This window comes from Streptomyces albireticuli (assembly GCF_021228125.1).
Lineage (GTDB): Bacteria > Actinomycetota > Actinomycetes > Streptomycetales > Streptomycetaceae > Streptomyces > Streptomyces albireticuli.
Genome location: NZ_JAJQQS010000003.1, coordinates 382,976 through 399,209, shown reverse-complemented (window position 1 = coordinate 399,209; position 16,234 = coordinate 382,976). Strand labels below are relative to the sequence as shown.

At 75.6% G+C, this 16,234-nt stretch carries 9 protein-coding genes; all 9 read left to right on the top strand.

Annotated features, from left to right (window positions below; translation table 11 throughout):
• Nucleotides 1-78: 78 nt before the first annotated feature.
• Nucleotides 79-1,443, top strand: a complete 1,365-nt coding sequence (locus LUZ64_RS06495; protein WP_095585327.1) for a TrpB-like pyridoxal phosphate-dependent enzyme — start codon at nt 79-81, stop codon at nt 1,441-1,443.
• A complete protein-coding gene (locus LUZ64_RS06490) occupies nt 1,440-3,017 on the top strand; it encodes an aldehyde dehydrogenase family protein (RefSeq protein ID WP_232389762.1) in 1,578 nt (525 codons plus the stop codon). Before LUZ64_RS06495 ends, LUZ64_RS06490 begins: the two co-directional genes overlap by 4 nt.
• 308 nt (nt 3,018-3,325) lie before the next feature.
• Nucleotides 3,326-4,210: an SDR family NAD(P)-dependent oxidoreductase gene (locus LUZ64_RS06485; RefSeq protein WP_095585328.1), complete on the top strand. Its 885-nt coding sequence runs from the start codon at nt 3,326-3,328 to the stop codon at nt 4,208-4,210.
• A 1-nt stretch (nt 4,211) separates the two neighbouring features.
• On the top strand, nt 4,212-6,023 hold the full coding sequence (locus LUZ64_RS06480; RefSeq protein WP_170116974.1) for an AMP-dependent synthetase/ligase: 1,812 nt from the start codon (nt 4,212-4,214) through the stop codon (nt 6,021-6,023).
• 6 nt (nt 6,024-6,029) lie between these two features.
• Nucleotides 6,030-7,598, top strand: a complete 1,569-nt coding sequence (locus LUZ64_RS06475; RefSeq protein ID WP_095585330.1) for a succinic semialdehyde dehydrogenase — start codon at nt 6,030-6,032, stop codon at nt 7,596-7,598.
• Nucleotides 7,595-10,996 (top strand): amino acid adenylation domain-containing protein, encoded by a 3,402-nt coding sequence (locus tag LUZ64_RS06470; protein WP_095585331.1) that lies wholly within the window; start codon nt 7,595-7,597, stop codon nt 10,994-10,996. The genes LUZ64_RS06475 and LUZ64_RS06470 overlap by 4 nt, the downstream gene beginning before the upstream one ends.
• Nucleotides 10,997-11,111: 115 nt before the next feature.
• Entirely contained in the window at nt 11,112-12,263 is a 1,152-nt protein-coding gene (locus LUZ64_RS06465) for an adenine nucleotide alpha hydrolase family protein (RefSeq protein ID WP_095585332.1), read from the top strand.
• Nucleotides 12,260-15,103, top strand: a complete 2,844-nt coding sequence (locus LUZ64_RS37075) for a type I polyketide synthase (RefSeq protein ID WP_095585333.1) — start codon at nt 12,260-12,262, stop codon at nt 15,101-15,103. Before LUZ64_RS06465 ends, LUZ64_RS37075 begins: the two co-directional genes overlap by 4 nt.
• A complete protein-coding gene (locus LUZ64_RS06445; protein ID WP_095585334.1) occupies nt 15,100-16,230 on the top strand; it encodes a beta-ketoacyl synthase N-terminal-like domain-containing protein in 1,131 nt (376 codons plus the stop codon). The genes LUZ64_RS37075 and LUZ64_RS06445 overlap by 4 nt, the downstream gene beginning before the upstream one ends.
• Nucleotides 16,231-16,234 lie beyond the last annotated feature (4 nt).

Here is a 16,234-nt window from a genome sequence, read left to right as displayed (position 1 = left end):
GCCGGACCCACGCCCGTGACAAGCGAACCGTGACACGCGATCCGTGACACGCGAGATAACGAAAGGAAGAAAAGCCCCGTGAACTCCCTGGAGCGTCACGATCTTCCGCTTTCGAAGATCCCGAAGCGCTGGTACAACGTGCTTCCCGATCTGCCCCGCGCACCGGACGACTACCTCGACCCGGCCACCCGGGAGCCGGTCGGCCAGGACTTCATGGAGCGGCTGCTCCCCAAGGCCCTGATCGCCCAGGAGCTGTCCCCCGAGCGGTGGATCGGCATCCCCGAGGAGGTCCGCGCCGCGTACGGCCTGTGGCGGCCGACACCGCTGTTCCGGGCGCACGCCCTCGAACGTCACCTGGACACCCCCGCGGAGATCTACTTCAAGTACGAGGGCGCCAGCCCTTCGGGCTCGCACAAGCTCAACTCCGCGCTGGCCCAGGCCTACTACGCCAAGCTGGAGGGCATCGACCGGCTCGTCACGGACACCGGCGCCGGCCAGTGGGGCAGCGCCCTGTCCATGGCGTGCAGCCTCTTCGGCGTGAAGGCCCTCGTCTACATGGTCCGGGCCAGCTTCGAGGGCAAGCCCTACCGGCGCGACTTCATGGAGACCTTCGGCCAGCGGGTCCTGCCCAGCCCCGGCCCGCACACCGCGTACGGCCGCTCCCTGCTGGAGAAGACCCCCGGCCACCCGGGCTCCGAGGCCACCGCGGTGACCGAGGCCCTGGAGACCGTGCGGCTGAACCCGGGCGACCGCTTCTCCATGGGCGCCTTCGCCAACCACGTCCTGCTCCACCAGACCGTCGTCGGCCTGGAGACCCGCGAGCAGCTGGAGGACCTGGGCAAGCAACCGGACTTCCTGGTCGCCTCCGTCGGCTGCGGCAGCAACATGGGAGGGTTCGCCTTCCCCTTCGTCGGCGACAAGCTGGCCGGCGCGGACATCGGCATCCTCGCCGCCGAACCGGCCGCCTGCCCCACCCTGACCTCCGGCGAGTACCGCTACGACTTCGCCGACGGCAGCGGCCTGGGCCCGATGGCCCGCACCTACACCCTCGGCCACGAATTCGTCCCGCCGCCCATCCACTCCGGCGGACTGCGCTACCACGGCGCCGCACCGCTCGTCGGCCTCGCCCGCCACGAAGGGATCCTGGACTCCCGGGCCTACGCACAGAAGGAGGTCTTCGAGGCCGGCTCGCTCTTCGCCCGCCTGCACGGCCTGCTGCCCGCGCCCGAGACCGCGCATGCCATCCGGGCCACCATGGAGCTCGCCGAGGAGTGCCGCCGCACCCGCCGCCGCGCCGTGATCGTCTTCTGCTACAGCGGCCACGGCCTGCTCGACCTGGGCGCCTACGGCTCGTTCAACGCCGGGGAGATGGCGGACGCCGAGCCCTACGAGTGCGGCCTCGCCGCGGGCGACCCCGCCCTCGCCGGCCTGGGCGGGCGGTGACGGCGGCCGTGTACTCCTTCGCGCAGTACATCGCGGGCCGGGACCGGCCCGGCCCGGGCTGGACGTACTGCCTGGACGCCGGTGCCTTCCTCACCGACCCCAGGGGCGCCTTCACCCGTAAGCGGCGCCTGGAGCGGGCGGGCGGCGAGCTCCCGCGGGAGGACACCGCCGGGATCGTCGGGCGCGTCGGCCTCAGCGCCCCGGACGACGTGGCGGACGCCCTGCTCGCCGCCCACCGGGCCCAGGCGGAGTGGGCCGCCTTCGACCTGGACACCCGGGCGCGGGTCGGCACCCGGCTGCACGCGGTCCTCGGGGAACGCCACGACGAGCTGGTGTCGGTCCTCGTCTCCGAGGGCCACCCGCGCCGGCTGGCCGAGTGGGAGATCCAGGGCCTGCTCACGGGCACCAGCTCGGAGAACATCTCCTTCTGCCAAAGCCAGATGGAACAGCGCTTCGACGACCCCCACCGCACCCTCACCCTGATGCGCAAGCCCGACGGGGTGGTCTGCCTCAACCCCCCGCAGAACGCGGCCGCCTCCAACTCCTTCCTGGGCGTGTCCGCGCTCTGCGCGGGCAACACCCTGGTGGTCAAGGCGCCCCGCACCGCGCCGCTGGGCGTCGCGTTCCTCTACCGCGAGCTCGTCGTCCCCGTCCTCGACGAGCTCGGGGCGCCCCCCGGCACGGTCAACCTCGTCTCCGGCCCCACCCGCCCCATGCTGCGGCAGTGGCTGACCAGCCCGTACGTCGACGACATCATGTTCTTCGGCGACAGCGACGTCGGCCTGGAGTTCGGCAACGACTGCGTGGCGCACGGCAAGAAGCCGGTACTGGAACTGGCCGGCAACGACACCCTGGTGGTGTGGAACGACGCCGACCTCGACGGCGCCGCGGAAGCGCTGGTCGAGTGCTTCTACGGCTCCGGGCAGATCTGCATGGTGCCCAAGTGCGCCGTGGTCCACCCGGGCGTCGCCGACGCCCTCCTGGAACGCCTCGTGGCCCGCTGCCGCTCCCTGCGCCCCGGCTACCCCGGCGACCCGGACGTGCTGCTGAGCCCGGTGCTGAAGATGGACCGCTACCACGAGGTCCTCGACGACGCCCGGCGGCACGGCGGCCAGGTGCTGTGCGGCGGGCGGCGCGTCGACGTCTCGGGCGACCCGTCGCTCACCGGCGCCTTCCTCGAACCCACCGTCGTACGCGTCGACGGGCTGCGCGGCGCGCGGGGCGTCCGGGCCGTGCGCGAGGAGACGTTCTTCCCGCTGCTGGCCGTCGTCGTCCCCGACGAACGGGACGGGTCCGGCGAACTGCTGGACGACGTCATCGCGTTCGTCAACACCAACGAATACGGGCTGCGCAATTCCCTGTGGTCCGGCGACGACAAGGTCGTCAACGCCTTCGTCCGCCGGGTGACCAACGCGGGCCTGCTGAAGGTCAACGAATCCCACATCGGGTTCGCGCCGTACCTCGGGACGCACGGGGGGACGGGGCGGACCGGGGGACCGTTCGGTGAGCTGAACTATCCGATCCTGCGGACGTCGCACCTGCAGGGGGTGTCGGTGGCGAAACCGGGGCAGTGACGCGCGACCACGGGCATTTCCCCGGCCCCGCCCCTTCCCGATCCGGGGCTCCGCCCGGACCCCGCTCCTCGAACTCCCCCGGCCATCTCCCCCAGCTACCGCTGGAGTGCCCCCAGGAGGTGCCTCCGGACGGGCTGGGTTGTCGCCCGGAACCGGGCGGAATCCAGCCCGGCCGGCGTTTGAGGCCACCGCGCGTCAGCGCGGGACGGGGGCCCGGGGACCTACCCGGTTCCGGGAAGGGGCGGGTAGGGGAAAACCCCGCCCCCGGCAACCACCCGCCGCACAGGACCGACCCCGAAGGACCCGCCATGCCCACCCTCACCCGAACCCGCCTCGCCCACCGCGTAGCCGGCCGCCGCACCCTCGTCACCGGCGCCTCCGGCGCCATCGGACGGCAGCTCGCCGTCCTGCTCGGCGGGGCCGGTGCCCACCTGATCCTGCTGGGCCGGGACCCGGAGGCACTGCGGGAGACCGCGCGGCAGGTGCCGGACACCGCCGCGGCGGTGCGCGTCGCCCCGCTGGACCTGACCGTCCACGAGGACGTGACGGCGTTCACGAAGAAGCTGACCGCCGACCTCGGCGGAGTCGACATCCTGGTCAACAACGCGGGACGGTCCATCCGCCGGGGCACCGCGCACGCCACGGACCGGCCGCACGACTACCGCAGGACCATGGCGGTCAACTACTTCGGGGCGGTGGACCTCACCCTGGGCCTGCTCCCCGGCATGCGGGAGCGCGGCCACGGCCACATCGTCAACGTCACCACCATCGGGCTCCAGTTGGGCATGTCCCGCTTCACTGCCTACAACCCCTCCAAGGCGGCCCTCGAAGCCTTCGGCCAGTCCCTGGCACCGGAGCTCAGACGCGAGGGCGTCGCGGTCAGCACCGTCCACCTGCCCCTGGTGCGCACCCGGATGAGCGCCCCCACCACGGCCTTCGCCCGGCTGCCCGCCCTCGACCCCCGGCAGGCCGCACGCATGATCGCCACCGCGCTGGTCACCGGGCGCCCCCGGGTCTCCACCCGGCTCGGCACCGTGGGGGAGCTGCTCGGCGTCGCCGCCCCCCGGGTCCGGCTCGCGCTGGGCGCCCTGGAGTACCGCCACCTGCCCGAGTCCCCCCGCTCCGCCCGTACCGCCGCGCACACCCCGCCGACCGACCGTTCCCGCACCGATCCGACCGGACCTGATGGGTGAGATGACGTACGCCACCGCCACCGGCGCCCCCGCCGGCCATCTCCAGCGCGCGCTCGACGCCCCCACCGCCGACCACGCCTTCGACCTGACCGCCCGGGCCTTCGCCGACCGCCCCGCCCTGCGCGCGCCCGGCCGGGAGCCGTACACCTGGGCGCGCTACCGGGCCGCGGCACGGCGCTGCGCGGCCGGGCTGGCCCGGCTGGGCCTGCGCCCCGGGGACACCCTGGGCCTGCTGCTCGGCAACCGCCCGGAGTTCCACGTCGCCGACGCGGCCGCCATGACGCTCGGGGTGACGACCTGCTCGCTGTACCCCACCACCGCCGACGAGGAACTGCGCTTCCTGGTGGACGACTCGCGGATGAGCGTGCTGGTGTGCGACGAGGCGGGCCGGGAGCGGGCGACCGCCCTGCTGCACGGCTGCCCGGGGCTAGTCGCCCTGGTCGTCGTCGACGGCGCGACGGGCCCGGACCCCGGGGTGCGTCCGTTCGCGGAGCTCCTGGACACCCCGGTCCCGGAGGGTGCCCCGGCGCCGCGCGCCCCGCGCCCGGACGACGTCCTCACCCTCGTCTACACCTCGGGCACCACCGGTCGCCCCAAGGGCGTGGAGCTCACGCACGCGGCGGTCCGCGCCACCGGGCGGGCCTTCCTGGAACGGGTGCCGCTGGATCCCGGCTGCCGGCTGGTGTCGTACCTGCCGATGGCCCACATCGCCGAGCGCTGCTGCTCCCACTACCTGCCCATGGCCCTGGGCGCCGACGTCACCTGCTGCCCGGAACCGGAACGGCTCTTCGACGTCCTGCCGGACGTCCGCCCGCACTGGCTGTTCTCGGTGCCCCGGGTCTGGGAGAAGCTGCGCACCCGGCTGCTCGACGAACTCGGCCGCGCCCCCGAGGACTTCCGCCGGGGCGCCCTGCGGGCCCTGGACCTGGGCGGCATCCTGGCCGACGGCCACGGCGGGCCGGACGGGGAGCCCGCCGGGACCCCGGACGGAGCCGCCGGCCTGGAGCGGATCCGCGCCGAGTACGACCGGCTGGACGGCACCCGGCTCGCCCCGGTCCGCGCCCTGCTCGGCCTGGACGCCGTCCGGTTCGTCCATGTCGGGGCCGCGCCCGTGCACATGCGGACGATGCGCTTCCTGCACGCGCTCGGGCTCCCGGCGGGCGAGATCTGGGGCATGACCGAGCTGTGCGCCGCCGCGTGCGTGACCGAACCGGGCCGGTACCGGCCGGGCTGGATCGGGCCGCCGCTGCCCGGCGTGGAGCTGCGCACCGGGCCCGACGGGGAGATCCTCGTCCGCGGGCCCCTGACCATGCGCGGCTACCGCGGCCGGCCCCGGGAGACCGCCGCCGTGCTCGGCGAGGGGGGCTGGCTGCGCACCGGGGACCTCGGCGAGATCGGCGCCGACGGCTCGCTGCGCGTCACCGGCCGCAAGAAGGAACTGATCGTCAGCGCGTACGGCAAGAACATGGCGCCCGTCCGGATCGAGGAGTGCGTGGCCGGCGGCGAGCCGCTGATCGACCAGGTCTGCGCGATCGGCGACGGCCGCCCGTACAACGTCGCGCTCGTCACCCTCCACGGCGCCCCCGGCCCCGAGGCCGACGCGCGCGTCCGGGAGGCGGTCACTCGCGGGAACCGGCGGCTGTCCCGGCCGGAGCGGATCCGGCGGTTCGCCGTCCTCGACCACACCTGGACGCCGGAGGCGGGGCTGGTGACGCCCACGCTGAAGATGCGCCGCCGGCGCATCGAGGAGCACTACCGGGAGCTCATCGACTCGCTCTACGCCGGCGGCGGCGCGACCCCCCTCGAGGACTGACGACCCATGACACCCGTGACGCGCGGCCCGAGTCCCGCGCCCTCCCTGTCCGCCCTCACCGGGCGGCTGGCCGCGACGCTGACCGGCAGCGGCCCCGAACTCGCCCCTCAGGCGCCGTTCACCCTCGACGTCATCGCCCGCCTGCCCTCCGCCACGCCCGGCGACGTCTCCCGCGCGTACGACCGCGCCCGCGCGGCGCGGCACGCCTGGGCCGCGCGGACGCCCCGCGACCGGGCCCGGGTCCTGGGCCGGCTGCACGCCCTGCTGCTCGGCCGGCAGCGCGAGGCCCTCGACCTCGTCCAGTGGGAGACGGGCAAGGCCCGCGCCCACGCCTTCGAGGAGGTGGCCGACGCGGCGGGGGTCTGCCGCTACCACGCGCGGCGCGCCCCCGCCCTGCTCGCCCCGCGCCGCCGGGCCGGGGCCCTGCCGCTGGTGAGCACGGTCCGCGAACTGCGCCACCCCAAGGGCGCGGTGGCCGTCGTCACCCCGTGGAACTACCCCCTCAGCCTGGTCATGACCGACGTCGTCCCCGCGCTGCTGGCGGGCAACGCCGTGGTGCACAAGGCGGACACGCAGGCCGCGTGCACCGCGCTGTGGGCGCGGGAGCTGTGCCGGGAGGCGGGCCTGCCGCGTGACGTCTGGCAGATCGTCGTGGGCGACCCCGAGGACATCGGCCCGGCCCTGCTGGAGCGGGCCGACCACCTGGCGTTCACCGGCTCCACCGCCTCCGGGCGGGTGCTGGGCAGGCTGGCGGGCGGCCGGCTCATCGGCTGCATGCTGGAGCTCGGCGGCAAGAACCCGCTGGTGGTGCTGGCCGACGCCGACGTCGAGCGGGCCGCGGCCGGTGCGGTGCGGGCCTGCTTCACCAGCGCCGGCCAGCTGTGCATGTCGGCCGAGCGGATCCTGGTCCACGCGTCGCTGCACGACCGTTTCCTGGACCGCTTCCTCGCGCACACCGCCGCCCTGCGCCTCTCCCCCGGCTTCGGCTTCGACGCCGGCATGGGCTCGCTCACCACGCGCGCCCAGCTGGAGCGCGTCACCGCGCACATCGACCAGGCCGTGGCCAAGGGCGCCCGGGTGCTGTACGGCGGGCGCCCGCGCCCCGACGTCGGACCGCTGTTCCACGAACCCACCGTGCTGGCCGGTGTCGTCCCCGGCATGGCCGCGCACGACGAGGAGACCTTCGGTCCCGTGGTCTCGGTCCGCCCGTTCCACGACGACGACGAGGCGGTCGCCCTCGCCGACGCCGGGCCGTACGGGCTGACCGGCAGCGTCTGGAGCCGCGACGCCCGGCACGCGGCGAGGGTCGCCGCCCGCCTCCGCGTCGGCGCCGTCAGCGTCAACGAGGGCTTCCGCACCGCCTACGTCTCGTACGACGCCCCCGTGGGCGGCCGCAAGGACTCCGGCGTCGGCCACCGGCACGGCGCCGAGGGCCTGTTGCAGTACACAGACCTCCAGATCGTCGCCCGCGCCCGGCTGGACTTCTTCGACCCCCGGCCGGGGACGAGCCACGCCCGCCACGCCGGGCGGCTGACCGCGCTGCGCAGGGCCATGGCCGGGCTGGGGCTGGGATGACGGCGCGCGACGGACAAGGACGTTTCAGCTGCTTCCTGGTCGGCGGGAACGCCATGGTGGCCTCCTGCGCGGAGCTGCTCCTGGAGCGGGGGCACCGGGTGCTCGGGGTGGTCTCCGCCGACCCCGGGGTCCGCGACTGGGCCTCGCGCGCGGGGCTGCCCGCCCTCGGTTTCGGGCCGGATCTGGAGGACCGGCTCTCCGCGGGGCCGTTCGACCACCTCTTCAGCGTCGCCAACCTGCGCATGCTGCCCCGGTGGGTGCTGGACCTGCCGCGCGGCCTGGCGGTGAACTTCCACGACGGGCCGCTGCCCCGGCACGCCGGGATGCACGCCACCACCTGGGCGCTCCTGGAGGGCGCGGCCGTCCACGGCGTCAGCTGGCACGTGATGACCGAGGAGGCGGACGCCGGTGACGTGCTGGCGCACCGCGAGGTGCCGGTGGCACCCGGGGAGACCAGCGCGACGCTCAACGTCGCCTGCATGGAGGCGGGGATCGACGCCTTCGCCGGGCTGGCCGACGCGCTGGCCTCCGGTGAGGTGCGGCGCCGTCCCCAGGACCTGTCCCGGCGCACGTACCACGGCCGCCACGACCGGCCGCCGGGCGGCGGGTTCCTGTGCTGGGACCGGCCCGCCGAGGAGCTGGACGCGGCCGTGCGCGCCCGGGACTTCGGGCCGCACGCCAACGCCTTCGGCACCGCCAAGGCGGTCGTCGGCGGAGCCCCGGTCCTCGTCGGCGGGTCGGCGGTGCTGCCGGTGCGCTCGGGGAGCGCGCCCGGCACCGTGCTCGCCGTGGAGGGCTCCGGCGCGGTCGTGGTCGCCACGGCCGGCCGTGACCTGCGGCTGACCCGGCTCACCGCCCCGAGCGGCGCGCCGGTGTCCCTCGCCCTGTCCCCGGGGGACGTGCTCCCGGTGCCGGACGCGGCCCTGCTGGAGGCGGCGGGCCGGGCCGAGGCCGCGAGTCTGCGGGCGGAGGCCCGCCTGCTGCGGCGGCTGTCCTTCCCGGCCCCGGCGGACCTGCCGCACCGGGCGGACGGCGCCCTCGTCGAGTCCGAGGTGCCGGTGCCCGAGGGCCTGCGGGACCCCCGGCGGCTGCTGGCGGCCCTCCTCGCCTTCCTGGTGCGCGTCGGCGTCACGCCGGGGACGGACGTACGTCTGCGTCCGCCGTTCCCCGGGACCGGCCATCCGGTGGTGGACGCGCTGTACGCCGACTGGGTCCCGCTGCGCGTACCGCCCCTGGGAGGACGGCCGGACGGGCCGGAGGGGCACGGCCCGGTCCCGTACGACCTGTGGGTCCGTCACCCCAGGCTGCGCGCGGGCGCCCGGGACCTGCCCGTCACCCTGGAGATCGCCGAGGACGGGCCCCTCGTGCCCCCGCCCGGCACCGGCCTGCTGATCCGGCTCCCCGCCCGGCCGGGCGGCCCCTGCCGGTGGCTGGGCCCGGCCGGGCCGCTCGCCGGTTACGCGGCGGCTTTCCTGCGCGCCCTCGACCGGACGCCCGGCGCGGACCCGGCCCGGGTGCCGCTCGGCACCGAGGAGACCCGGCGCGCGACGGCCTCCTGGAACGCCACCGCCGCCGGTCTCCCCCTCGGCACCGCCGTGCACCGCATGGTCACCCGGCAGGCCCGGCTGCGCCCGGACGCCCCGGCGGTGACGTGCGCGGGGCGGACGCTCGGCTACGGCGAACTGGACCGCCTCTCCTCGGCGTTCGCGGGCCGGCTGCGCGGCCGGGGCGTCGGGCCGGGGCACCGGGTCGGCGTCTACCTGGACCGTTCCGCCGACCTGGTGGTGGTCCTCCTCGGCATCATGAAGTCCGGTGCCGCCTATGTGCCGCTCGACCCCCTCTACCCGCCCACCCGCGTCGCCGCCATGGTCGCCGACGCCGCGCCGGCGCTGCTGGTCACCGAGGAACGCCTGGCCGGCGCCCTCCCCGCGACCGGTGCCGGCGTCCTCGTCCTGGACCGGGAGCGGGCCGACGCCGGGGCCGACGCGCCCGAGGACGGCGCGGCGGTACGGCCGGACACCGACGCGTACGTCATCTTCACCTCCGGGTCGACCGGCCGCCCCAAGGGCGTGCGGATCGGCCACCGGGCCCTGGCCAACTTCGTGTGCGCGATGGCCCGGACGCCGGGCTTCACCACCGGGGACCGGCTGCTCGCGGTCACGACGCTCTGCTTCGACATCGCCGGCCTGGAGCTCTACGTACCGCTGGCCACCGGCGGGCAGGTGGAGATCGCCCCGGCGGACGCGACGGCCGACGGCTTCGCGCTGCGCGCCCTGCTGGAGCGCTCCGGGCCCACGGTCATGCAGGCCACGCCCGCCACCTGGCGCATGCTGCTCGACGCCGGCTGGCGGGGCCGGCCGGCCGCCCCGTTGCGGATGCTGTGCGGCGGCGAGGCGCTGCCGCCGGACCTCGCCCGGGAGCTGCTCGCCCTGGGCGGCCCGCTGTGGAACCTCTACGGGCCCACCGAGACGACGATCTGGTCCGCGGCCGCGGAGGTCCTGCCCGGCCGGCCGCCCCTGATCGGACCGCCGATCGCCAACACCCGTTTCCACGTGCTGGACGGCGAGCGGCGGTCCCTGCCGCCGGGGGTGCCCGGAGAGCTGTACATCGGCGGCGACGGCGTGGCCGCGGGCTATCTGGACCGGCCGGAGCTGACGGCCGAGCGGTTCGTGCGCGTCCCGGACGACCCGGGGACCGTCTACCGCACCGGCGATCTGGTCCGGCAGCTCCCCGGCGGTCACCTGGAGTTCCTGGGCCGGGCCGACGGCCAGGTCAAGGTGCGCGGGTACCGGGTGGAGACCGGTGAGGTCGAGGCGGCGCTGCGCGCCCACCCCGCCGTGTCCCGGGCGGTCGTCGCCGTGCGCGACGACCGGCTGGTGGCCTACGTCGTCCCGCGCGGGGTCCCGGCCACGGCGGGCGAGCTGCGCGCCCGTCTGGCGGCCGGGCTGCCCGGGTACATGATCCCGTCGGTCTTCGTGACGCTGGAGCGGATCCCGCTCACCGACAACGGCAAGACCGACCGCGCCGCCCTGCCGGCGCCCGCCCCGCCCCGGCCGGACCCGGCGGCCGGTTCCCCCGACCGCTCCGAACGGCTGGTCGCCGAGGTCTGGCGGGAGGTGCTGCGGCTGGACGGGATCGGCGTCGAGGACAACTTCTTCGAGGTCGGGGGCGATTCCCTGCTGCTGATGCGGGTCATGGCCCGGCTGCGGGACCACTCGCCGCGGCCGCTGACCCGGGTGGAGATGTTCATGTACCCGACCGTCCGCTCACTGGCGCGCCGTCTGGCGCCGCCGGACGCCCCCGGGCCCGTACCGGCCGGTCCGGAACCGCCCGGACCCGTACGCCGCGGCGCGGGCCGGCCCGGGCTGGGCGAACTGCGCAGGCGCCGCCGGGGCTGACCGTCCGGGCCCCGACGACCTGCCACGAGGACCGTCGCACGACCGACCGACCGGCCACCACGTACACCGACCGCACCGCGACGGCCGAACCGCGCGGGGAAGGGAGACCACGGACATGCGCGTGTGCGCCGTCTGCGCCCTCAAGGAGAACCACCCCGGTGTCACTTTCGGCGACGACGGGGTGTGCAGCCTGTGCACGCTGGACTTCGCCGGTGACCTGATGGAGAACTTCGCGTACACCAGCCGGGTCTTCGAGGAGTTCGCCCGCAGCGGGCCGAACCCGGACGGCGACCACGACTGCCTGTTCATGTACAGCGGCGGCAAGGACAGCACGTACATGCTGGACAAGTTCGCGGGCGAGTACGGCAAGCGCGTGCTCGCCTACACCTTCGACGTGCCCTTCGAGAGCGCGCACGCCGCGGAGAACATCCGGCTCGCCCGGGAGCGGATCCCCGCCACCTTCGTCGTCGACTCCGACGACGACAACATCAAGGCGATGATGCGGGAGGTCTTCAACCGGACGCCCGCGAAACCCGGCAAGTACCTGGACGAGAAGCTGCCGTGCGTCTCGTGCCGTTCCTTCTTCGTCATCCGGGCGATCCTGTACGCCTTCCGGCACCGCATCCCCTACATCGTGCTGTGCGCCGACCCGCAGCAGATCCTCACCATGGAGTCGGACGCCCGCGAGGTCGTGCGCGGCTTCTACCGGACCTTCGGGCGGCGGCTGACCGGGGAGCTCTTCCGGGGCGAGCTGGAGGAGGTGCTCTTCGCCGAGGAGCCGGAACTGCCGCGCATCGTCTTCCCGTTCATCGCCACGCGCTACGCGTACGACCCCGACCGCATGGTGGCCGAGCTCAAGGCGAAGGGGCTGTACACCTCGTCGCCGATGGAGACGCACTGCACGCTCTTCCCGCTGCTGAACTACTACTCGTTCGCCAACTGGGACTGCATGTTCTACAAGCTGAACGCGGCCAGCCACCGGCGCTCGGCGCGGCGCGACGGGAACCACCGGCGGTCCACGTTCAGCATCACCTTCCCGCGCGCCGCCGATCTCCCCGCGATCGAGGAGCGGCTCAAACGGGTCGTCCTCGACATCGCGGGCGCCCGTGGCGACCCGGCGGAGCAGGAGCGCGAGCTCGTCGACCTCTTCACACGGCTGGACGCCTCCGAGGAGGCGGCGCGTTTCGTGGCGCACGGCTTCCTCGCCATGCGCGAGACCGCGGCGGACCTGGGCATCACCTTGCGGAGCAACGGGGCGGAGACATGACGGACTGCGATGTCGCGATCATCGGTATGGCCTGCCGGTTCCCGGGGGCGCCCTCCGTGGAGGCGTTCTGGGACCTGCTGCGGGAGGGCCGGGAGGCGGTGCGCTTCCCCACCGAGGCCGAGCTGCTGGCCGCCGGGGCCGATCCGGCCGAGCTCGCGCGCCCCGGCTTCGTCCGGGCGACGCAGGGCATCGAGGGCGTGGAGCTGTTCGACGCCGCCCACTTCGGGATCCCGGAGGACGAGGCGGAGCTCCTCGACCCGCAGCACCGGCACTTCCTGGAGTGCGCGCTGGCCGCTCTGGAGGACGCCGGGTACGACCCGGGCACCCACCCGGGCGAGATCGGCGTGTTCGCCGGCGCGGGCATGAACACCTATCTGCCGGGCAACCTCGCCGGGCGGTACGCCACCGGGTCCTCGGTCGGCCGCTACCGCCTCATGCTCGCCAACGACAAGGACTATTTGGCCACTCGAGTCTGCTACAAGCTGGACCTGCGCGGCCCGGGCGTCAGCGTGGGCACCGCGTGCTCCACCTCGTTGGTCGCCGTGCACCTGGCCTGCCTGAGCCTGCTGTCGGGCGAGTGCGGGACGGCCCTGGCGGGCGCGGTGCACCTGCGGATGCCGCAGGACGAGGGGCATCTGCACCAGGAAGGGATGATCTTCTCGCCGGACGGGCACTGCCGGGCGTTCGACGCCGAAGCGCGCGGCACGGTGCTGGGCAGCGGCGTCGGCGTCGTCGTCCTCAAGCCGCTGGCCGACGCCAGGGCGGACGGCGACACCGTGCACGCCGTGATCAAGGGGACGGCCGTGACCAACGACGGCCGCGCCAAGACCGGGTTCACCGCGCCGAGCGTGGAGCGGCAGGCCGCCACGGTCCGCGAGGCGCAGCGCGTCGCCGACTGCCCGCCGGGGACGATCGGCTACGTCGAGGCGCACGGCACCGGTACCCCGCTGGGCGACCCGGTCGAAGTCGCCGCCCTCAACCGGGCGTTCGGGCGCACCGGCCCCGGACGCACCGTGCTCGGGTCGGTCAAGACCAACGTGGGCCACCTCGACGTGGCCGCCGGCATGGCCGGGCTGATCAAGACGGCGCTGATGCTGCGGCACCGCACCTTCGTGCCCAGCCTCCACTTCCGTGCCCCCAACCCGGACATCGACTTCGCCGCGGGCCCCTTCCGCGTCGGTACCGGGACCGCGCCCTGGCCGGACGGGAACGGGCCCCGGCGGGCGGGCGTCAGCTCCTTCGGCGTCGGCGGCACCAACGCCCATGTGGTCCTGGAGGAACCGCCCGGCCCCCGCCCCGGGCCCGCGCCACGGGCGGCCGAACCGCTGCTGATCTCCGCGCGCACGCCCGAGGCGCTCGCCCGCGCCACCGGGGACCTGGCCCGGCATCTGCGCCGCCGCCCCGGTGCGGACCTGGACGCGGTCGCGCACACCCTGGCCGCGGGCCGGCACCACCACGCCCACCGGCGGGCCGTGGTCTGCGCGGACACCGGGGACGCCGCGATGTCGCTGGCCGTCCTGGACCCCGAGCGGGTACGGACCGGGCAGGCGGGCCCGGACCCGGCGGGGTTCGCGTTCGTCCTGCCGGACGTCACGGACGTTCCCGGCGCCGCCGAACTCTACGAAGGGCTGGCGGCGTTCCGTGAGGCGGTCGACGCGTGCGCGGCCGAACTGCGGACGCCCGCCGGGGAACTCCTCGCGGACCGTGCCGCGGCGGCCCTCGTGGTGCCGTACGCGCTGGCCCGGGTGTGCCGGGAGTGGGGCGTGCGCCCGGGCGCGGTCGTCGGCAGGGGAAGCGGGCGTACGGTCGCGGGGTGCCTGGCCGGGGTGTTCGGGCCGGGCGGTGCGCTGGCGCTTGCCGCCGGGGGTGCCGCCGGGGGTGGCACCGGGGGTGCCGTTGCTGGTGGTGCCGGGAGTTCTGCGGGAGGCGCCGCTGGGAGTGCTGCCGGGAGCACCGGCGACGACGCCCTCGGCGGTGCCACCAGGAGTGTCACTGAAAGTTCCACGGCAGACGCCGCCGGGAGCGCTGCTGTGAGCATTCCCGGCGACGCCGTCGACGGTGTCGCCGGGGGTGCCAACGGACGTTCCACGGGAGGCCCCGCCGGAAGCGCGGCCGGAAGTACTGCCGGGAGCACCACCGACGGCGCCACCGGGCGTGCCACCGACGGCGTCGCCGCGAGGACGCCCGCCGTGCCGTGTGCCGTGCCCGAGATCCCGGTGAGCCTGGGAGAGGGCTGGCTGCCCCCGCACCGGGCGGCCGATCCCGGCACCTGGACGCGGCCCGGCGACGGGGAGGGCGACCGGCAGGCGACGGAGGCCCTGCTGAAGGACGCCGGGCTGGTCCCCCTCGTGTTCGACCCGTCCGGCGGCCGTCCGGCGACCGAGGTCCTGCTCGACGTCCTGGCCCGCGCCTGGACCCATGGCGCCGACGTCCGCTGGGAGCACTGGTACGGACCCGGCCGGCGGCGCCGGGTGCCCCTGCCCACCTACCCGTACGAGCGCTGGCGCCACTGGGTCGACCCGGCGTCCGCGCGGGAACGGCCCGCCGCGCGCCCGGACGAACTGCGCCGCCGCGTCGAGGAGGCGGACCCCGGCGGGCGCGGCGCGATCCTCCAGGAGTTCCTCCGCGCGCAGGCCGCCCGGCTGCTCGAACCTGAGGACGGGCGCCCGCCCGGTGTGGACGACGACCTCTTCGAGCTCGGCGCCGACTCCCTCATCCTGATCGACCTCGTCGCCACCCTCGGCACCGCGCTCGGCCGCTCCCTGTCCGCCTCGTTCGACGACCCGCCCACCCTGCGCGGCCTGGCCGACCAGGTCGCGGCCTCCTGGCGGACCCCGTGAGCGGGACCGCGACGGGCCCGGCGGGCTGGCCGATCGCCGGTACCGGGGTGGTGAACAGCGTCGGCGCCGGCACCGCCGAGGTGTTCGCGGCCCTGTGCGCCGGGCGCGGCGCGCCCGCCGTGGTGCGGTCGTTCGGCACCGGGGCGCTGCGCACCCGGCACGCCTTCGAGATCACCGACCCCCCGCAGCGGCCCGCGGCCTGGCTGTGCCGGGCCGTCGCCGAGGCGCTCGCGGGCGCCGCGCTGCCGGAGGACCTCTCCGAGGTCCCGGTCCTGGTCGGCACCGGCCTGCGCGACCTGCGCGGGGCGGAACGCAACTGGCTGGCGGGCCGCTCCGGGCCGCCCGACCCGCACTTCGGCCGCGCCCTGCTGGACCGCTTCGGGGCCTGCGACACCCACACGTTCGCCGGCGCGTGCTCGGCGTCCCTGTACGCGCTGGCCCTCGCCGCCGACCTGCTCGCCACCGGCCGGGCGGAGACCGTGGTGGTGGCGGGCGTCGACACGATCACCGCGAGCATGTACGCGCTCCTCGACCGGGTGCAGCCCGGGGCACCGCGCGAGGTCCGCCCGTTCGACCGGCGCAGCGCCGGGCAGTTGCTCGGCGACGGCGCGGCCGCCGTCGTCCTGCGCCGGCCCGGCCACGGCCCGGCGCGGGCGGTGCTGCGCTCGGTCGGCCTGCACTGCGACGCGGGCCACGCCACCGCGCCGGACCCGGCCGGGCTCGTCGCCGCCCAGCGGGAGGCACACGAGCGGGCCGGGATCAAGGCCGGCGAGGTCGGCCTCGTACACGCCCAGGGCACGGGCGCGCTCCTCAACGACCGGGCCGAGGCACGGGCGCTGGCCGAGGTGTTCGGCCGGGGCGGCGGCCCGCTGATCGCGGCCGTCGAGGGGATGACCGGCCACACCTCGGGCGGTTCGGGGCTGCTGTCCACGGTGCTCGCCACCGAGTGCCTGCGGACCGGGCGGGTGCCTCCCGTGGTGGGGCTGCGGGAGCCCATCGAGGAGGCCGAGGGGCTGCGGTTCAGCACCGGGGACCGGGCGGACGGCGCGGGGCTGACGATCGCTCAGGTGAACTCGTTCGGCTTCGGCGGGGTCCACGCCGTGGCGGTCCTGGGGAAGGCGGCGTGATTCC

Coding starts and splice junctions, on each gene's coding strand:
- LUZ64_RS06465 (WP_095585332.1), top strand. CDS start 11,112: ATGCGCGTGTGCGCCGTCTGCGCCCTCAAGGAGAACCACCCCGGTGTC.
- LUZ64_RS06470 (WP_095585331.1), top strand. CDS start 7,595: ATGACGGCGCGCGACGGACAAGGACGTTTCAGCTGCTTCCTGGTCGGC.
- LUZ64_RS06475 (WP_095585330.1), top strand. CDS start 6,030: ATGACACCCGTGACGCGCGGCCCGAGTCCCGCGCCCTCCCTGTCCGCC.
- LUZ64_RS37075 (WP_095585333.1), top strand. CDS start 12,260: ATGACGGACTGCGATGTCGCGATCATCGGTATGGCCTGCCGGTTCCCG.
- LUZ64_RS06485 (WP_095585328.1), top strand. CDS start 3,326: ATGCCCACCCTCACCCGAACCCGCCTCGCCCACCGCGTAGCCGGCCGC.
- LUZ64_RS06480 (WP_170116974.1), top strand. CDS start 4,212: ATGACGTACGCCACCGCCACCGGCGCCCCCGCCGGCCATCTCCAGCGC.